Source organism: Microcoleus sp. LAD1_D5 (assembly GCF_036702115.1).
Classification (GTDB): domain Bacteria; phylum Cyanobacteriota; class Cyanobacteriia; order Cyanobacteriales; family Microcoleaceae; genus Microcoleus.
In genome coordinates this window covers 159,552-178,541 of sequence record NZ_JAUBSA010000002.1, presented here as the reverse complement: position 1 = coordinate 178,541, position 18,990 = coordinate 159,552, and the positions used below count along the sequence as shown (strand labels likewise).

The following is an 18,990-nucleotide window of genomic DNA, read 5'->3' as shown; positions in this document are numbered from 1 at the left end:
AATGTCGTGGGCAAGACTAAGGGCAGGGTCAATAGCACCGTCGAGTACAGGCAAAATGGCAAGGTCAAGAACAAGGTCAAGGGTAAGTTCAACAGCAGGGTCAAAGGTATATTTAACGGCAAGGTAAAGGGCTGGGTCAAGGAAACGTTCAGGGTTGCGATTAAGAGCAAGCTCAAAGGATGGGAGAAGGGAAAAGGAAAAAAAAAATCATCCAGGTCTAATACCACCCCCAACCTCGCCCTCAATCTGGTTATTTTAAGCGGTAATTGACTTTTTAAATGGCTTTATATTGCGGTGAAAAAGGCAACGAAATCGCCAAATTTATCGAAGTGACAACCAGCCAATTAAAACGATTCACCTTCAACTAAATACTGACCTCAAGAGTGTTGCTCAAGTTTTATGGTGGGTCGAGCAGTTAGAGTATTTACCCATTCCCGAAGCAGTTTTGCAGCAGTGCAAACTTGCTACGATCGAAGGGTTTACGTCGGCAGCAGATGGCGCGACGGCTTTAACATTGTTTGAAAAATTCAAGCCACTGCTAGTAGTTATCGATTGGAATTTGCCGGATACTACAGGCTATCACCTCTGCCAGGAAATGCAGCGCCGTACTAATGCTTTTGTGGTAATGCTAAGCAGCCGCACAGACGAAGCTGATAAACTTAAACTCCTGTCCGCCGGTGCTGATGACTATATCTGTAAACCCTTTGGTTTGGCAGAGTTGGCAATTCGTATAGAAGTGGTGTTGAGACGCATGAGTCCTGTCACTCCATCACGTATTGTATTCGATCAATTCGTGATCGATTCAGCGTGCCGGGAAGCAACACTCAACGATCGCATTATCAAGTTAACAGCCTTGGAATTTAATATCTTGTATTTTTTGGCAAGTCATTCCGGTCAATCTTGGAGTCGCCAACAGCTAATTGAAAAAATTTGGGGGTGGAACTGCGACAACACAGGAGAAGAGAAAGTTGTTAGCGTACATATTGGTCAGATTCGCAAGAAAATGATTCAAGTTGATGCTACTGGATCGCAGTTTATTAAAACTATCCGAGGTTACGGTTACAGGTTCGAGCCACCTTCGCCCCCTGCAATGGCAATTTCCTAAGCTCATCGGCATTAACCACCTTATTTGGTGAAAAACCTATTTTCCCACCTGCCGTGGGGCAGCCAGATGCCTCCTAGGGAACGGACGCGATCGGGTAACATGAAGTATGCCCAAGCCATGCCTAAAGGTTTGAGGTGTCGATCGAAGATTTCGATTTCCTGCCGCTGATATTCGTTTTGTGTCGGTTCCCGCAGCGGATGATAGTCTTCCAATCGGTCTAAATCGTCCAAAATAGCCGAGTTTGCGAAACAGAGGAGAAAACCGCAGACTGTGCCATCTCCGGCCATCATCGCAGGATAGCCGATCGGCAGCGCAAAAAGTTGACCGCGGGCGATCGCGGGGCAAGCATCCACAACTTTTCCTTCGCAGTAGCGGAGGTAGTTGCACTGCCCGGGTTTGAGAGTGCCGTAGACAAAGACTTTCATCGGGTAGGGCCTAACCGCTAGTTTTTGCTAACATAGATGGCTAAGCTAATAGTTTAAGTCTCGCGGGCGATCGCGACTGCAATCTTCCTAAATTTCGTTGTTTACCTTTCTTATAATTCATGACTCTAGCAGTTAGTTTTATTGCTTTTGGACTTCGGCCTTTGTACTTGAGCTCTTTTTTGCCGTCCCTGCCCCTGGACAGCTTATTTTCGACTCAAGGGATTATGGTAATGCTGCTGGCGGCCTATGCCGGGGCGATGTGGATGTTTCTCACCAGTGCTCCGAAGGTACACACGGTCATGGTATCCGATCTCGGACAAGCGAGGGAGTTCTATGAAGGTATGCTAAACCTGCCCGTAGCAGAAGTGCCGCTGCACTACTACTACAATTACGAGCAAACTTTGGGGACAACCGGTATCGATCCGCTGTATTTGTCGCCGAATGTCGGGAGGGCAACGACCTCTCAAACGCTGGGGAGTCCCGAGGGTTTGTGGTATCAGTTGATGAAAAATACCCAACTGCACATTATTAGCGGGGCCGGTGCAGGGGAAAAAAATCGCCAGCGTCACGTTTGTTTCGATCGCGAATGTTTGGATCAGCTATTGATGAGGGTACAAACTCGCGGCATTAGTTATAAAATTCGCCGGGAAAAGCCACTGAATTTTTTGGTCAAGGATTACGACGGCCGCGTCATTGAAATGGCTGAGGTTAGTAATTAAATAATACGCGGCGGTTGAAACCGATCGTACACAAAATTTGGTCTCCGCAAAGAGGGACAAAAGAATCAAAGGGGTATTAAAGCCGAATTTGGTATTACATCCCAAGTTAGAAACCCGGTTTATCTAATAAAAAACCGGGTTTCTTGTTCATTAATTAATCTTAGCTTCAACGCTAGATTTTTCAGAGGCCGCAGCTTCCGTTATCTCGGAAATCGCTTTCCGGCTGAACATTTGGAAGTAGAGGGAAACAAAAAACTCTTTGACTGGAAAAATGATAAAAGTCAAAGGATTAATTGTGACGATGATATTGCGGGCATCAGCTTTAGCTTGTTTGACAACTTGCTGCGCTACCCAGTCAGGAGACATGATGCCGATCGGGTTTAAGTTGCTTTTAAACGGCCCTAAAATCAGTTTGCGAACGATGCAGGGCGCATCCAGCCGACGCAGGGTGACTAAATCTCCCAGGGCGCGTTTGCTGAGTTCGTACAGGGGACTGACAGCGGGAATTACTTCTGCTTCGGAAGTGTTGATCCAGACTTCTTTGCAAGCGATGTTTTCGTTAGTGCGGACTGTTAAGAAAAAGAGTTCCATCAGCCGCCACGCGGAAAAAGTGTTAATTTCGTAGGATTTTGCGATCGCCTCTCCTGTTCTTTCTCGCTGTACGTTAATCCCGTGATTGATGACGAGAATATCGATTTTTTCTAACAATATGGCTAAGTCTGCCTCTTGGCCAGCTTGCCAAGTTACGGTTTTTACAGGTAAATTTTCGCCGTCTACATCCAAAGTAATTTCCTCATTTCCAGAGGAGAGGGCGATCACTTTTGCACCAGCTTTGTGGAGGTGTTTGAGTAGCAAACGCCCTAAAGTTCCCGATGCACCGGTGACGGCTACAGTTTTGCCTTTGAGAGAAAGTGCTGTACCCATAAGTTTATCTATTAAGGTGAAAGTACCGCAATAGTAAGCATTTTGATTGTCGAAGTGATGCCGCCAGTGATAAGGTTTATTAACTAACCACTTGCCAGGGGGAGTTAGGAAATCTCCCGGTTGGTGGGTGATGTCGGTTAATTCGTCTGCACCTTTGATGCCGATCGCGCGGGCGATCGCGCTCAACAAAAAGCCTAAAGTATAAATACAACCCGCTGCTGCGCCCCAGTGATATTCCGGCAGCCCAAAATAAGCTACAACCCACACCAACAAGCCCAAAACCATCATCGCCGCAGCTTCGGGCACGTCGTGACGCCAGTGTGCTTGCTTGTAAATAGTCTCGCTGACGGCGGTCAAATTCGGGCGGAAAACGCGGTGATGCCAAGTGTGCAGCTTTTGCAGGGGTGCCCAATAATGGGACACGACGTGATAAAAGTCTCGTATTATTTCTGCCCAGCAGACAGAAGCTATTGCCACAGCGCCAACTATCCAGTAATTTACCATGCTCGCACCAGTTTCAAATTTGAGATATTAGATATTGTCTGCTTTGAAAGATAACTCAAAATGGCTTTTATTGCTAGTCTGAAAGTTTACTCAGGCGTTTTAAAATCTGCAAAACTCGGTACAATTCATTGCCGGGATTGCGGATTACAAATTCTGGAGATAAGGCATACTGGGGAGTTTCCCCTCTGACTAACTTCACAAACGAGAAGTTAGCACCTGTGGAAATCATGCCAAAAGTAGGAGTTTCTGGATCGGGATCGGCGAGCATATATGTCAGGAGTTGGGCAAGTGCTTCGTCCGTTGAAAACGAAAGTTGTTTGGATTCAATTACTGTCACCCACAAGTTTGCTTTCATAATTAGGATATCTATTCTGCCTTCGATGATTCTGCCTTCGTCTTCCTCTTGAATGGCGATAGACTTTTCGGCTTTGACTTGAAAAGGAGACTCATACAGACCGGCAATAAACAAAATGGGGCTGATAATTGTTAGCTTGACTGCATTTTCCAATACAGGCGGGGTGTCTACCAAGTTGAAGTATATGTCTTGGATGCGATCGAGCAATTGTTTTTCTGAGTCTGTTACTTCGGGTAAGTTTTCTTGCCATTCTCGGAAAAATTCGCTGTTGCGAACTCGCTGCAAGCCGAAGTTATCGATTAGATAGCGGAGGTTGATATCTCTTGAGAGAAGTTTTTGCATTAGGATTAATAAATGGTTTTATAGTGATTAATAAGTTTAGCATAATGTTGATTTTAACCGCAGATGAACGCAAATGAAATGCAGATAAAGCAGATTTGGCTGAGATGTCTGTTTATTGGGTTTTTTGATTGGCAATTCGCTGTTTTTGTCCAGCTTGCATTTGCAGCAATTGCGGTACGGTGACAAAACGATATCCTTGCTGTTTGAGTTTGGGAATAATTGCAGATAGCGCCTCGACTGTTTGCTGGCGATTTCCGCCGCCGTCGTGCAACAATACGATCGCCCCCGATGTCGCTTGGGATAGCACGCTACGGGTGATCGCAGCGACCGAAGGTTGCAGAAAGTCTTTAGGATCGATCGACCACATCACCACTACATAATTTTTTTTTAGCGTAATTTGCCAAACCGTTATTTAAGCGACCGCCGGGAGGGCGAAACAAGAAACTTTTTGCCCCACTCGATCGATAAATATGAACGCCAGTATTATCTATTTCATCCGATGCTGTTTTTTTGGTAACATTGTGAGAATAGTGATGCCAAGTATGATTGCCGATCGCATTTCCCCTTTGCACAACTCTTTTCGCAATTTCTGGATACTCCCGCAAATTTGCACCCAAGCAGAAAAATGTGCCCACAACTTGATGTTTGTGCAAAACTTCTAATATTTTCAAAGTTTCAGGCGAAGGGCCATCGTCAAATGTCAGGGCGATAACTTTTGAGTTGTTAATACTGGCTTTATAAACAATTTGGCTGCGAAAGTGCGCGGGCGGTGCGAAGACTAAAGGTTGTTCGGGAGGTTTGGGAGAGGGAGCTGCGGGGGCAGAATGGGGTGTTTTTAGTTTTCGGGGTTTCAGGAGGTTTGGCGGGGGATTTTCAACGGGTGCGATCGGTATTAGCGGATTTGAACTGGCGGTTTTTCTGTTTTCCCACAACAGGGAAATGGTGAGGCTCAATCCGATAAATATAACGGTTTTAATAACCCGTTTTTTATTGCCTTTGGGACTCATCAGGTATGCGATTTATTTTGACAAATCTCATTATGCCTGATTGTTCTGGTAGCTTGAAAATTTGGTAAATTAATTTTTTTGGCAAAAGGTAGATCGCACTCAAGCAAGACTTAGGCAAAAACCGGGTTTTCTTAGGCAAATCACTCGTGATTCGCCGCTGATTCCCATATAAAAACCCGGTTTATTGCTCAAAAATCTACGCTTTCATGCTCTTGCGGCAACCATAAAACAAGGTAATGACACCCTTTTCGTCCAGGAATATATCTACAATCTGCAAGTTTGCCGTGCCCTTTCATCCTCCGGTTCTTGCCACCCAAAAGCAAAATGACTCACCGCATTAATTTGGGGAGTTGCGGCGCGAATTGCCCGCATTTGAATCTCCAAAGACGGCCGATTTTTGAGAGGTTTTCCCCAATCTCCAGCAATGGCAGGAATGATTTTTGCCCCCGCAGGTGCTAAACTTACAGTCCGCTGCACCTGTGGCACAATGCAGCTTACATCGCCGCAATTTCCGTAAGACATGGCGTGGAATTCCACGGCAGGCGGAAAGGTGTCCCAAGGCTGCAATCTCGAATCATATCCCCCTTGATTTATCGCTTGATTTGCAGTGGGAAAAAATACCGCTCCTACAGGAATTCCCATCCTTTGAGCGGGTTGAATTGCTATTCCCAAAAAATCTAAAATGCCTTGGACTGCGTGAGCAACACTCAGTTTCCAGAGGTCTTTTTGCAGAGTGCCGGTATCGGGAAGCCGCAGTGTTGGTTTTGGTGTGGGAGTTGCAGGGTTTGGCTTGTTAGCGGCGGGAGTTGTTGAGGCTGATCTGGATGTGGCATTGTCTCTTCTAGAAGGTGGAGTTGCTACTGACATCGCCTGCGGAATTCGGCCCTGCCAAAGAGGTTCTCGCTCAGTTGGATACTGTTTGACTACTGCTTGAACATCATTAGGATTGATAAATCCTTTAGTCAAATACCGCTGAATTAAATCTCGCCCTTGCTGATTGTTAGCCCGCTGCAAAAGAACTTGCTGCGATGCTGGGCCGTAAATCCACAAGTCTTGAACTTTGGTAGCAACTGAAGCGGGCCCGATGCCCCTTAGATAGCGAATGTAGTCGAATAACATTCCTTGTGGCTTGCGCTTGACTATTTGATTTACTAACAAAGTATAGTCTTGCCGTGCTTGTGGGTTGTACGGATCGATAAAGGCTTGATTGCCCGGAACTTCTCCGAAGTCCTCGTTAATTGCTGCGTATTCGCTTACTGTTAAACTTGTCTGATTTTTACCGTTGATAGCGAGGGTTTGCTGTCTGTCTGGACGCTGAGCATAGCTATAGCCAAAGTTCATGGTAAATAACCAGGCGTATACTTTTAAACCTCGTTGTTTGCCTTTGGCGATCGCCTTTTCTAACAAGTCGTATTTCTCGTAACCGCGATTTCTCACAACAGAAGGCCAAGCCGTAGGATTGTCGGCTGCTGGGAGAAGCACTTGACCATCGTAAAACACTTCGACATAGACTTGGTTGTAGCCTTTATTCACAACTTTGTCTAATACTCGATCGAGTTCTCCGGGTCTGACATCGCAGGGATACAAACGCAGCCAAACTGCTTGGGTTTCGGGCCAAGTTTTTTGGCGACATTCTGCTATTTCCCGCGCGTGTTTGTTCAAAACAGCAAAATATGCTTGCTGAGATTCCCGTTTTCCCGACAGGGCGGCGCGGCGCAAGTCTTCTTTTTGATTGACCTGTTCTTTGGATAATTGGCAATAGGCTGATGTTTGGCCAAAAGCTGGTTGATTTCCGATAAAGGGCCAAACAAGCTGGCTGATGAAGCTACTGGTTAAAACAGCAGTTACCGCACTGAAAAAGCGTCGCTGGTGTTGAAAATTCGCGATGCGGGTTGGTGCAATTTTCATGGGAGAGTTGAATGGGGTTTTCTAGTTTAAATTGGCTGGCGATCGCATTTTCTGGATCGCGCTCAACAAGCAGCTACAAATTTTCTACTTTTTTCGGTTGACTTAGTTATGGCACAAGTCGATCGCACAATGCAAATTCTGTCTGGCGACTATTTATATTATGTGCGATCGAATAACGGCAGGAAAGATAAGACTCGCCACTTGAAACCGCTATTCTACAAACGAAGTCCCTCTATAACATACTAAAGAATAAAATGGGTAAAAAGCCAGGACTTGAAATCATATCCAGTTCAATGTTTCAGTATTTTTTCCCCTAAATTCTGCATAAAAAAGCGCCTGGATATAGTGGGCGCTAAAAGCAGTTGATATTTCTACTAAAAATTGTTAACACTCCAATATCAAGGATGAAAGATGAATGGTTAAAATTTATCCTTGATCCTAAATTTTGAGATTAAGCTCCTCTGTTAAGAGCAGCTTCAATCTGCTGAAATTCTGACTCAAGACGCTTTTTCAATTTTTCAGGAACGGGACGGTTGGGATAGGAACTGTAATGTCCTGCCAAAGAGTTTAATGCCGTCCGCATTGTCGTGAAAGAGGCCAGCTTGGTAAGAGCGGGATCGCGGCGGTATTCAGCAAAAAAATCGTTGATACTGGTGCGAGCAGCGGCTTGAGCGGCGGCTTTTTCGGGCGCGCCCTCTGGCAAAGTGAGCGCTGTTCTCAAGCTCTTCACTAATGCTAATGTGTCTTGACCATAATCTCCACTCAGAGTGGCTGGAACATTGGTACAGCCCGCTACGCCGATGACAACAACTAATACCAGGGCTAACAGACGCGAAATGTAATGCTTCATAAGGTTTAGAAAAATGGCAGGGAAAGCGACAATCAAAATTAACCTTTATCCTATCTCGAATTGAGGTAATAATGCCAATTTTTCAAAATTTTTGCATTAATACCATGAAACAGAAAATTTGTCAATCTAAAATCTAAAATCTAAAATCTAAAATCGATTGATTTGTCCAGCAACGACGGAGAGAATTTGGGTTTGTCGCAGCCACTGAGCATCAAAAGCGCCTAGGTGAGTTGTAGTAATCAGAGTTTGAAATCGTTCTTGAATAGTTTCTAAAAGTTGATTTTGGCGGCTCAGATCGAGTTCTGCAAGTACGTCGTCGAGCAACAGTAAAGGCGCTTCGCCGACGACTTCTTCAATAAGCTGCAATTCGGCTAATTTTAATGCTAATACCAGAGTTCGCTGCTGACCTTGGGATGCGTATTGACGAGCTGGGGTATTGTTAATGGTAAATGTAATGTCGTCGCGGTGGGGGCCGACTAAAGTGGTTCCTTGAAACTGTTCTGCGATCGCCCTTTTTTGAATTTTCTCTAAAAATGCTTGCCGCACTCCTTCAAGATTGTCTTTAGCGATTAATTCCGAACTTACTTCAATATTAGCATCGTATTTCACATCTAAAACTTCTGCTGAACCGCTAATTGACCGGTGCCAATTTCGAGCTAAAGGCATCAAACGCTCCAAAATTCGATCGCGCCTGCGGATCACGCGAGCCCCCGCTGTCGCCAACTGCGCGTCCCACAAAGCTAATTCTGAACTGGGAATGGGGGATTGGGAATGGGGCATTGGGAATGGGGCATTGGGCATTGGGAATTCTGCGATATTTTGGTCTTCGGGAGTTTCAGATCCGATAAATCGCATTTTGTCAAAACCTTCGGAAAATTCGGCTTTCCTGATTGCTTTAGAACGTTTCAACAGAGCGTTTCGCTGGCGCAAAATTTGATTATACTGGTGCAAAATGTGAGCGTAAATCGGTTCTAACTGGATGACTAGGCGATCGATCCAATTGCGCCTTCCTTCGGGTCCGCCGCGCACTAAGTCCAAATCCAAACAAGAAAATTGCACTACATTTAAAACGCTCAAAAAGTCTAAATGGCGGCGCAGCGGTTCACCGTTGAGCTTCAGTGTGCGACGCGCCTGAGAACGAAGAGTTAAAGCTAAGTCGATCGCTCCGGTTTGACGTTCGAGTGTAGCATCAATTTGCCCGATCGGCTTTGAGTCGAGTATTAAATCGCGATCGCGCCCTACCCTGTGGCTTTTTAATGTAGAAAGCAACTCTACCGCTTCTAACAAGTTAGATTTTCCTTGAGCGTTATTTCCTACTAAAATAGTTTTGGGAGCGTCAAACGCCACCTTTTGATCGAAGTAGTTCCGAAACTGCCGTAAGTGCAGCGTTTTCAAATACATAATATTGGGAATCGGGAATCGGGAATCGGGAATCGGGAATTGGAAATTCGGAATTCGGAATTGGCAGTAAAGTTATCGTAGGGTGCCCATTGCGTACCTTACCCATTCAATGGCGAATCTGTGGAATTGCAGTTTTTGCGGATCGTTGCGCTTGCAATGACTTTATAGTGTTGAGAATCTGGTTAAATGCGAGCAGTCTAACGAATAATGAAGCATCGCTCATTATCCGTTAGCCATTAACACTATTTTCTAGATTTGTAAAAGCGCACAAACAGTTTTTCCATTTCAATCCAGACAAACATCAGAGCGCTGAAACCGAAGCAAACCAGCAACTCAAACCCCGTTAAATAATGAGTGCCGAAAAATGCTCTCAGTGGCGGAACGTAAATTAGCATCAATTGCAAAGCAGTAGTAACAATCACAGCCCCCCACACAAAAAGATTAGTGAAGGGGTTTAACTCGATAGTTAGCTGAGTGTTAGACCGAATTGCGATCGCGTGACCCATTTGCGCCAAACAAAGAGTTGTAAACACCATTGTTTTCCAAGCCTCGGGATCTCCAACATGGTTAGGGTTGGTGGTATATCCGTAAGCCCAAGACATCATCGCGATCGTCAAAATTGCAAAAATAATCCCGATCCGAATTATGTAAGAACCCAAACCCCGCGCAAAAATATTTTCTCGCGGACTGAAAGGAGGCTTTTTCATCACGTTCGGTTCCCCCGGTTCCACAGCCAAGGCCAAAGCCGGAACGCCGTCTGTTACTAAGTTCATCCACAAAATTTGCAGCGGGGTCAGCGGCACTCCTCCCAAACCGATTAAAGGTGCGGCGGCAATTGTCAAAACTTCGCCGATGTTGCTGCCCAAAATGTATTTAATAAAGCGGCGAATATTGCTATAAACTACTCGCCCTTCTTCAGCGGCGGCGACAATAGTTGCGAAGTTGTCGTCTAGGAGCACCATATCGCTAGCTTCTTTGCTGACATCGGTGCCGGTAATCCCCATGGCGATGCCGATATCGGCTTGTTTCAAAGCGGGGGCGTCATTAACGCCATCGCCGGTCATCGCGACAAATTTGCCCCAACTTTGCAAAGCTTGGACTATTCGCAATTTGTGTTCGGGGGAGACGCGGGCGTAAACGCTAACCTGTTCGACTTGTTGTTTGAGTTCTTCTTGGCTAAGCTTTTCTAATTCTTGACCAGTGAGCACTCGATCGCCCTCTTTAGCAATACCTAAATCGTAGGCGATCGCCTTTGCTGTCAATTGGTGGTCTCCTGTAATCATCACCACCCGAATGCCTGCATCGCGGCACTTGACCACTGCTTCGCGCACTTCCGGGCGCGGGGCGTCCAGCATACTGACGAGTCCCAGCCAAATCATTTCTTGTTCGCTGGTTTCCTCAGAACCTTCGGGTGGCACGTTTTCCCAGAGTTTGTACGCAAACCCCAGGACTCGCAAACCGCCGCTTGCCATGTTGTTGTTTTCGGCGAGGATGCGATCGCGCATTTCCTGATTTAAAGGTTGTACTCGATCGCCGACTATAATGCCTTTGCAGCGCTCCAAAGTCAACTCTGGAGAACCTTTGGTCAGCATCAAATAATTCGGCTGCTGTCCTTCTTTTGCCGGAAATCCCGAATGTCCCGATCGGCCGGGCACTTCGCAAATCACGCTCATCCGCTTGCGTTCGGAAGAAAAAGGAAATTCCGCCGTCCGCGGCAGTAATTGAGACTGTTTTTCCTTATAAATGCCTGCTTTTCCTGCTACACACAGCAGAGCTCCTTCTGTGGGGTCGCCTAAAATCTGCCATTCTTGCTGTTCTTGTTGCAACACTGCGTCATTGCAAACTGCACAGGCAATTAATAAAGATTCGAGTTCTGGATATTCCTCTAAATTATTAATTTGGGTCGATGTATGGCGATCGGTAAAATCTCCGATCGGGGCATAGCCGGATCCTGCGACGGCGACTGTGCAGTCGCCCGTAGAGACTAGCTGAACTACCATTTTATTTTGAGTCAGAGTACCTGTTTTGTCGGAACAAATGGTTGTTACTGAACCCAAAGTTTCTACCGCAGGTAGTTTGCGAATCAGGGCGTTTCGTTTCACCATCCGTCTAGTTCCGAGTGCCAGAGTAACTGTCACGACTGCTGCGAGTCCTTCGGGAACCACAGCCACAGCCATGCTTAGAGAAACTTCTAACAACTCTTCAAACCTGCTGGTATCGAAACCGATGCCGCCGTTTTGGAAGGTAATCATGCCGCCGATGACGACAATTGCGACTAAGGCTAGGGCACCGGAGACTAGAACATTTCCCAACTGGCTCATCCGCTGTTGCAGGGGAGTCGGTTCGTTTTCTACTGACTGAAGCATGGTGGCAATTTTGCCCAGTTCAGTTTGCATTGCGGTGTTGGTAACAATCGCCTTTGCTCGTCCCTGAACAACTTCTGTCCCTTGAAAAATCAGGTTGAGTCGATCGCCCAACGAAGCATCTTCGGCAAGTTCTAGATCGGCTTGCTTGGTAACTGGTAAAGCTTCTCCTGTCAAAGCAGATTCTCTGACTTGCAGATTTGATGTTTCGATCAAGCGTGCGTCTGCTGCTATTTTTACCCCAGCCTCCAATAGCATCACGTCTCCGGGTACGAGTTCTTTGGCTGCTATTTCCGAAGTTTTGCCGTCCCGCAGGACTCTGACTAGGGGAGAAGCGAGGTTTTTGAGTGCTGCGAGGGCTTTTTCGGCGCTGCTTTCTTGGAAATAGCCGAGAATGCCGTTGAGTATGACGATCGCAAAAATGGCGATCGCATCTTTGGGAAAAGTATTCGACCGAATGTCCAAAAAAGCCGAAATCACGGCCACACCCATCAGCATCAACAACATGATGTTGGTGAACTGATCGACAAAAATCGACCACGGACTGCGGCCTCCTGTTTCTTCTAGTTCGTTGGGGCCGTATTGCTGCAAGCGTTCTGACACCTGTTGGCTGCTCAAGCCAGCGTCTTTGTTGCTGCTTAGCTGCTTGAGAGTTTGGTCAATTGCTACGGTGTGCCAAGAAGAGGGAGAAGTTGAAGACATAAATTACGATCGAGCATGGGGCAATTAGGGGACTGCGGCCGGACAGATACAGCCGATGGATGTGGCTGATTACAGTCAGAGACTTTTAAGTTTTGAGTTCTGAATCAAAAACTGTTTAACTTGGGACTCGTATGCGGCGGTTCGATGCCGGGAAGGCAGGAAGCTTTTAACTTCACTGCGTCTGGCGGATCTATCGCGCCGTTTGTAGACCTACCGCTCCTAGCACTTATCCACCTTAACTAAAAATTAGCAATTTCTTCGGCTTTTACCCAAGGCCCAACGGCTGAGTTTAGTCTTTAAATGGTGATATTTCGGGCAAAAGTTGTAGCTGTGGCGATCGGGGTCACAATAAGATTGGATTTTACCTACCGAATTCTGCCTGCATCCTGGCTGGGGCAGAATTTTTGGTTTTTTCCCTATTCCCGTGCCTTGTTTTAGCCAAACGTTAATTTCCTTAACTCTTCTTAACAATTCGGTTTTCCGTAGGAAAGCCAACAGAGGCGATGCCCGACTTGATGGTTTGGGGCGGTTCCACCGCCACAGCACGGTTACAGAACCCGACTTGGAGTTTCCAGCTGCATTCACGCATCTACCGCAGGAATGAGATTTGCCCCCACTCGCCCAACCAGAATTTACCTTCTAAGAGAGATAAGTTCCTGTAATAATTTGTAATAAACAAACGCGGGCGAGCATTGTATAAAGTTATCAGAGGGTTGAAACGACAGGCCAAAGTTAACAAAAACACTGATTGACAAGGTTTGTCGCATCTCATAAAAGGTGTAAAATTTTCTAAGGTTTCTTAAACCTCCGTTGCAATGTAACAATAGTGCAGGTAGCGGAAAGGGAGAGATCGATCGAAGCAGCAGATTAGCTGGCATCAAATTTCAACCCTTGCAGGCTCTCGTAGCCTGAACAAATTTAACTTAACGGTTTTATACCGCAACCAAACTCAATTAACTCAAATAGGAGAGTTCTTTCATGTTTGACGCATTTACAAAAGTGGTTTCCCAATCTGACGCTCGGGGCGAATTTCTAGCTCAGGGCCAACTCGATGCTCTCAGCAGCATGGTTTCCGACGCCAACAAGCGGATTGACGCAGTAAACCGCATCACCGGCAACGCATCCAGCATCGTAGCCAATGCAGCTCGCACCCTGTTCGCTGAACAGCCACAACTGATCGCTCCTGGTGGCAATGCTTACACCAACCGCCGCATGGCAGCTTGCTTGCGCGATATGGAAATCATCTTGCGCTACGTCACCTATGCAACATTTGCAGGCGACGCCAGCGTTTTGGACGACCGCTGCTTGAACGGTCTGCGTGAAACATACCAAGCTCTGGGAGTTCCCGGTGGCTCAGTTGCAGCCGGCGTGCAAAAAATGAAGGAAGCAGCAATCGCGATCGCTAACGACCCCAACGGTGTTACCCGTGGTGATTGCAGCTCGCTGATGTCTGAAATCGGCAGCTACTTCGACCGCGCAGCTAATGCAGTCGGCTAAAAATAGCCAAGCGAACATTTCTTGTAAAGAAGCGAGCATCGCATTTTTGCAAACAATCATTTTTGTACAAAAACAACACAACATTAGGGAGAAACCAGAACAATGAAAACCCCTTTGACTGAAGCAGTAACAGCAGCCGATTCTCAAGGCCGTTTCCTGAGCAGCACTGAACTGCAAGTAGCCTTCGGCCGTTTCCGCCAAGCAGCAGCAGGTTTGGAAGCAGCCAAAGCGTTGACCGCCAACTCTCAGCGCTTGATCGACGGTGCAGCTCAAGCTGTGTACAACAAATTCCCGTACACCCAACAAATGCAAGGCCCGAACTACGCTTCTACCCCAACAGGTAAAGCTAAGTGCGCTCGCGACATCGGCTACTACCTCCGCATGGTCACCTACTGCTTAGTTGCAGGCGGCACCGGTCCGATGGACGAGTACCTGATTGCAGGTGTTGACGAAATCAACCGGACATTTGAATTGTCTCCTAGCTGGTACGTTGAAGCTCTCAAGTACATCAAAGCCAACCACGGTCTGAGTGGCGACGCTGCAACTGAAGCGACTTCCTACATCGACTACGCAATCAACGCTCTGAGCTAGATTTGCGTGATGCCCGGAATTGTAAGCTACTGTTAGCTTGATTGTTAGCGGTTGTTTAGAATTCCGGGCATCTGCGATCAAAGCCTAGTTTTGCAAATACTTTTTTTTAAGCAGTTATCAGTTTTTAAAGCAAAAAAGGGAGAAGCGAAGATGGCGGGATTAGGTGCAGCAGAACGGTTGGGAATAAAAGCATTTGAAGAAGCGGGACGGGTAGAACTGCGTCCCCACTGGACGCAAGACGATGCGAAAGCAGTAATTCGTGCCGCTTACAGCCAAGTTTTCGGCAACGAGTATTTAATGTCGAGCGAACGACTTACCAGTGCTGAATCTCTGCTGCTGCAAGGGCAGATTTCAGTGAAAGATTTTGTGCGGTCAATTGCACATTCCGAAACTTATCGGAAAAAGTTTTTTTATCCGAACTCGCAAACACGGTTAATTGAGCTTAATTACAAGCATTTGTTGGGCCGCGCTCCTTACGACGAGTCGGAAATTGCTTTCCACGTTGATTTGTACAATGCAGAAGGCTACGAAGCTGAAATCAATTCTTACATTGACTCAGTTGAGTATGAAGAAAATTTTGGCGACAGTATAGTGCCTTTCTATCGCGGTTTCGCGACCCAAAGAGGTCAAAAAACGGTCGGTTTTAACCGGATGTTTCAATTGTACCGGGGTTTTGCTTCTAGCGATCGATCGCAAAACCAAACCCAAGCCCGGCTGACTTGGGAAGTAGCGAGAAATATGGCTTCCCCGATACACACGGCCTCCACCGGAAAAGCCCTTGGTGGGACTTCCGGCGGTTCTCGCGACCAACTCTACCGAGTCACCGCAATGCAAGGTTCGGCTAAGTTTTCGCCTCAAGTGCGGCGGACTACTACCGAATATCTCGTGCCTTACGAGCAACTTTCGAGCCGCTTGCAGCAAATCAACAAACGTGGCGGCAAAGTGGTAAGTATTACCACAGCTTAAAGTTTGTAAAGACGTTTTTTTGAAACGTCTTTAGCAAGTTAGGACTAAGGCTAAAAAATTCTTCAATTTTATGTGTATAGGTAAGGTGTGCAGTGCACACCCTACTTTGAGCAGGCGCGCCCAGCGCACCCTAGTTTGAGAAATATTAGCCTTAGTCCTAAAAATCTCAAGTGCAACAAAGCATTAAACTTTTGTCATTAATTTAGGAGAAAATCTGGTGGCGATTACGACAGCAGCGTCCAGACTGGGAACTTCCGCATTGAGCGATGCGCCGAAGGTAGAATTGCGCCCGAACTACAGCAAAGACGACGTTGAAACTGTGATTCGTGCGGTTTACCGTCAGGTGCTGGGCAACGACTATTTAATGAAATCCGAGCGACTTACAAGTTCCGAGTCTTTGCTGCGAGATGGCAGTTTGACTGTACGAGAATTTGTACGCGCTGTAGCTAAGTCAGAACTGTACAAAACCAAGTTTTTCTACAACAGTTTCCAAACTCGGACGATCGAACTAAACTACAAACACTTGCTCGGTCGCGCTCCCTACGACGAATCTGAAGTAGTTGAGCACTTAGATTTGTATCAAACACAAGGCTACGACGCTGATATTGATTCTTACATCGATTCAGTAGAGTATCAAGAAAACTTCGGCGAAAGTATCGTGCCTTACTACCGCGGCTTTAACACCCAGCGCGGTCAAAAAACCGTCGGTTTTACCCGGATGTTTCGCCTCTATCGGGGCTATGCAAACAGCGATACATCTCAACTAGAAGGCAATAACTCTCGCTTAGCGGTCGAACTCGGCACTAACACCGCTACGCCTGTAGTCGGTCCCTCCGGCGGTAACGAAGGTTGGGCATATCGGCCTTCTGCCAGAAACGTAACTCCCAGCAGCACTTTCGGCGGCGCGGCAGCTTACGGCAAAGAAGGGCGGCTGTTGCGCGTGGAAGTTTCGGGCATTCGCACGGGCGGCTATCCCAGCGTGCGCCGCAGCAGCAAGGCTTTCATCGTACCTGTTGAGGATTTGTCGTCGCAAATCCAGAAATTTCAACGCCTGGGCGGCAAAATCGCCAGCATTACTGCAATTTAGTCAGTTGGCAGTTGGCAGTTGGCAGTTGGCAGTTAGTAGCTTTTAGTCAACAGTCAACAGTCAACAGTCAACAGTCAACAGTCAACAGTCCGAATTACCAATTACCAAGAAGCTTATGTTGGGTCAAATTGTAGGTGGAAAAAGTGGCAATACAGCTTCGGCTGGTCGCTGCTTTCGGTATGAAGTTGTGGGCTTGCGCCAAAGCGATGAAACAAATAATGTGGATTATTCGATTCGATCGAGCGCGAGTACATTTATCAACGTGCCTTACAATCGGATGAATCAAGAAATGCAGCGGATTACTCGCATGGGCGGGAAAATTGTCAGCATTCATCCTTTAAGCGCGGGTGCAGAATCATCCCATGAGTCATCCCATGAATCATCCCATGAATCATCGGGTGAGCACCAATAGTTTGGTTGAAGGGGCGATGAAAATCGCTCCTACACAAGCTAGAAGGGGCGATGGAAATCGCTCCTACACAAATGAAGTCCGCCTAGGCGGACTAAGAGTTAATGCAACCCGCGCAAGCGGGTTTTGTCTGTTTAGTTAGTAGCGATTTTAATCGCCGAGTTTCCCCAACCCGCCCAGGGGGGTTTTGTCTGTGTAGCAGCGATTTCAATCGCCGAATAACTAATAACTAATAACTAATAACTATGGATTATTACGAATCCGACTCACCGCCGGCGGGTGTAGCTGAGGGCGAGTCTTTAACAGTTGAACAGGCGATCGCAAATTTGCACTCCCAAGATGACAGTCTCCGATATTATGCTGCTTGGTGGATTGGTAGATTTCGAGTCAAGGAACCGGCAGCTATTGCAGCTTTAATTGCCGCATTGGAAGAAGAGTCAGAACAAACAAAAATCGGCGACTATTCCCTATTACGAAATGCGGCGCGGGCTCTAGGTAAATTGGGCGACAAACAAGCCTTACCAGCGCTGATTCGCTGTTTGGAATGCGCGGATTATTACGTGCGAGAAGCGGCGGCTCAAGCTCTAGAAATGCTGGGTGATCGCGATTCTATTGAGCCGCTAATGAAGCTATTGGATGGGGGCGTAGCTGTGGCTGTGCGAGTGCCCGGAAAATCGCACCTCGTGCAACCTTACGACTCGGTAATTGAAGCTTTGGGAACGCTGAAAGCGACAGAAGCAATACCGCTAATTTCACCTTTTTTAGAACATTCTGTGGAGCGAGTGCAGTACGCTGCGGCGCGGGCGATGTATCAGTTAACTGGTGAGCGGATTTACGGAGAGCGGTTGGTAAGAGCTTTGAATGGGGATAATTTGCAGTTGAGGCGATCGGCTTTGATGGACTTGGGGGCGATCGGCTATTTGCCGGGAGCACAAGCTATTTCTGAAACTTTAGCAGAAAATAGCCTGAAATTGATTGCGCTCAAAGGAGTTTTGGAGCATCACCTCAATCAACAAGAATCACTATCTTTATCAGATGAATCTATCCAAGTTATGAACTTAATGGATAGCCTTTTGTAAATAGCGCAGGTAACTATTAACTTAATGATTAATACCCAATCCGAGCGCTGTTTGCTTCGTTGCTGCGAGGGATGCCTCTATTAGCTGTTCGCCAAATTTCTTCACTTGCTCAACTAAAATCTCTCCAGCACTTTCGGGAGAACCAGCATTAAAAGGTGGTGCGGGATTATACTCTAGAAGTAACTGAATCATTTTGGCAGTTTCCTCGCCGCAGAGTGTGCCAACAACCACCAATCCAAAATCGATACCAGCAGTTACGCCACCGCCTGTGATGCGATTTCGATCGACAACCACTCTTTGAGTCCCAACTTCAACACCCAGCATTGCTAAATGGTCGCGAAATGCCCAATGGCAAGCAGCGCGGTATCCTTGAAGGAGTCCAGCAGCAGCTAAAATCAAAGAACCCGTACAAACCGAGGTGATATATTTTGCTGTTTTTCCCTGTTGGCGCAGAAATTCCAGTACCTCCGCATCCTGCATCATTTCCACCTGCCCGATCGCGCCACCGGGAACGCACAAAACATCTAAAGACGGACAGTCATTGAAGGTGGCGGTAGGTAAAATCGTCATCCCCTCGCTACTCGTCACTGGTTCGAGAGTCTTCCACAACAGCAGAACACGAGTGTCAGGCATCATGGAAAATACTTGGTAAGGGCCAGTCATATCGAGTTGAGTCATGCCAGGAAAAATCACCAGACCAATGTAATATTTTGCTTGAGTTGTCATTTTTCAAATTATTGGAACCTTTGCTAGAGA

20 protein-coding genes are annotated in these 18,990 nt (G+C 46.8%); 9 read left to right on the top strand and 11 right to left on the bottom strand.

Going from position 1 to position 18,990, the window contains the following annotated elements; all coding sequences use genetic code 11:
* Window positions 1-6: 6 nt before the first annotated feature.
* Window positions 7-270 carry a hypothetical protein gene (locus QUA70_RS01835; protein WP_333344880.1) on the top strand — a complete coding sequence of 88 codons (264 nt, stop codon included), beginning with the start codon at window positions 7-9 and terminating at the stop codon, window positions 268-270.
* Between the two features lie 175 nt (window positions 271-445).
* Entirely contained in the window at window positions 446-1,105 is a 660-nt protein-coding gene (locus QUA70_RS01830) for a response regulator transcription factor (RefSeq protein WP_333330901.1), read from the top strand.
* 20 nt (window positions 1,106-1,125) lie between these two features.
* Here QUA70_RS01830 and QUA70_RS01825 read toward each other — a convergent pair whose 3' ends face one another.
* The gene (locus QUA70_RS01825) at window positions 1,126-1,530 is read right to left on the bottom strand and encodes a gamma-glutamylcyclotransferase (RefSeq protein ID WP_333330898.1); all 405 of its coding nucleotides are present in this window, start codon (window positions 1,528-1,530) and stop codon (window positions 1,126-1,128) included.
* 119 nt (window positions 1,531-1,649) lie between these two features.
* Here QUA70_RS01825 and QUA70_RS01820 point away from each other — a divergent pair, with 119 nt between their 5' ends.
* Complete coding sequence (locus QUA70_RS01820; RefSeq protein ID WP_333330895.1) at window positions 1,650-2,249, top strand: glyoxalase-like domain protein; 600 nt, start codon at window positions 1,650-1,652, stop codon at window positions 2,247-2,249.
* Window positions 2,250-2,399: 150 nt separating this feature from the next.
* Here QUA70_RS01820 and QUA70_RS01815 read toward each other — a convergent pair whose 3' ends face one another.
* The 9 genes from QUA70_RS01815 to QUA70_RS01775 form a co-directional block, all read right to left on the bottom strand.
* On the bottom strand, window positions 2,400-3,677 hold the full coding sequence (locus QUA70_RS01815) for a bifunctional sterol desaturase/short chain dehydrogenase (RefSeq protein WP_333330892.1): 1,278 nt from the start codon (window positions 3,675-3,677) through the stop codon (window positions 2,400-2,402).
* A gap of 73 nt (window positions 3,678-3,750) precedes the next feature.
* Window positions 3,751-4,374 (bottom strand): restriction endonuclease subunit R, encoded by a 624-nt coding sequence (locus tag QUA70_RS01810; protein WP_333330889.1) that lies wholly within the window; start codon window positions 4,372-4,374, stop codon window positions 3,751-3,753.
* 112 nt (window positions 4,375-4,486) lie between these two features.
* Window positions 4,487-4,741 (bottom strand): hypothetical protein, encoded by a 255-nt coding sequence (locus QUA70_RS01805; RefSeq protein ID WP_333344878.1) that lies wholly within the window; start codon window positions 4,739-4,741, stop codon window positions 4,487-4,489.
* On the bottom strand, window positions 4,722-5,381 hold the full coding sequence (locus QUA70_RS01800; protein ID WP_333344876.1) for a polysaccharide deacetylase family protein: 660 nt from the start codon (window positions 5,379-5,381) through the stop codon (window positions 4,722-4,724). Before QUA70_RS01800 ends, QUA70_RS01805 begins: the two co-directional genes overlap by 20 nt.
* A 264-nt stretch (window positions 5,382-5,645) precedes the next feature.
* A complete protein-coding gene (locus tag QUA70_RS01795; RefSeq protein WP_333344874.1) occupies window positions 5,646-7,289 on the bottom strand; it encodes a family 10 glycosylhydrolase in 1,644 nt (547 codons plus the stop codon).
* A 451-nt stretch (window positions 7,290-7,740) separates the two neighbouring features.
* Window positions 7,741-8,139 carry a photosystem II protein Psb27 gene (gene psb27, locus QUA70_RS01790; protein ID WP_333330881.1) on the bottom strand — a complete coding sequence of 133 codons (399 nt, stop codon included), beginning with the start codon at window positions 8,137-8,139 and terminating at the stop codon, window positions 7,741-7,743.
* Window positions 8,140-8,286: 147 nt separating this feature from the next.
* On the bottom strand, window positions 8,287-9,540 hold the full coding sequence (locus QUA70_RS01785) for a DNA replication/repair protein RecF (RefSeq protein ID WP_333344872.1): 1,254 nt from the start codon (window positions 9,538-9,540) through the stop codon (window positions 8,287-8,289).
* A gap of 242 nt (window positions 9,541-9,782) precedes the next feature.
* On the bottom strand, window positions 9,783-12,605 hold the full coding sequence (locus tag QUA70_RS01780; protein ID WP_333330878.1) for a cation-transporting P-type ATPase: 2,823 nt from the start codon (window positions 12,603-12,605) through the stop codon (window positions 9,783-9,785).
* Window positions 12,606-12,851: 246 nt separating this feature from the next.
* Window positions 12,852-13,190, bottom strand: coding sequence for a hypothetical protein (locus QUA70_RS01775; protein WP_333330875.1), 339 nt, complete (start codon window positions 13,188-13,190; stop codon window positions 12,852-12,854).
* A 393-nt stretch (window positions 13,191-13,583) separates the two neighbouring features.
* Here QUA70_RS01775 and QUA70_RS01770 point away from each other — a divergent pair, with 393 nt between their 5' ends.
* From QUA70_RS01770 to QUA70_RS01745, 6 genes are all read left to right on the top strand, one after another.
* Window positions 13,584-14,102 carry a phycocyanin subunit beta gene (locus QUA70_RS01770; RefSeq protein ID WP_333037001.1) on the top strand — a complete coding sequence of 173 codons (519 nt, stop codon included), beginning with the start codon at window positions 13,584-13,586 and terminating at the stop codon, window positions 14,100-14,102.
* Between the two features lie 102 nt (window positions 14,103-14,204).
* Window positions 14,205-14,693, top strand: a complete 489-nt coding sequence (gene cpcA / locus QUA70_RS01765) for a phycocyanin subunit alpha (protein ID WP_172185445.1) — start codon at window positions 14,205-14,207, stop codon at window positions 14,691-14,693.
* 150 nt (window positions 14,694-14,843) lie between these two features.
* Complete coding sequence (locus QUA70_RS01760) at window positions 14,844-15,659, top strand: phycobilisome linker polypeptide (RefSeq protein WP_333330871.1); 816 nt, start codon at window positions 14,844-14,846, stop codon at window positions 15,657-15,659.
* Between the two features lie 217 nt (window positions 15,660-15,876).
* On the top strand, window positions 15,877-16,746 hold the full coding sequence (locus QUA70_RS01755; RefSeq protein ID WP_333330868.1) for a phycobilisome linker polypeptide: 870 nt from the start codon (window positions 15,877-15,879) through the stop codon (window positions 16,744-16,746).
* A 115-nt stretch (window positions 16,747-16,861) separates the two neighbouring features.
* Entirely contained in the window at window positions 16,862-17,158 is a 297-nt protein-coding gene (locus tag QUA70_RS01750; protein WP_333044054.1) for a phycobilisome linker polypeptide, read from the top strand.
* Window positions 17,159-17,400: 242 nt separating this feature from the next.
* Window positions 17,401-18,234, top strand: a complete 834-nt coding sequence (locus QUA70_RS01745; RefSeq protein ID WP_333330864.1) for a HEAT repeat domain-containing protein — start codon at window positions 17,401-17,403, stop codon at window positions 18,232-18,234.
* 21 nt (window positions 18,235-18,255) lie between these two features.
* On the opposite strand, the gene QUA70_RS01740 is transcribed toward QUA70_RS01745, so the two are convergent.
* Window positions 18,256-18,960 carry a DJ-1/PfpI family protein gene (locus QUA70_RS01740; RefSeq protein ID WP_333330861.1) on the bottom strand — a complete coding sequence of 235 codons (705 nt, stop codon included), beginning with the start codon at window positions 18,958-18,960 and terminating at the stop codon, window positions 18,256-18,258.
* Between the last annotated feature and the right edge of the window lie 30 nt (window positions 18,961-18,990).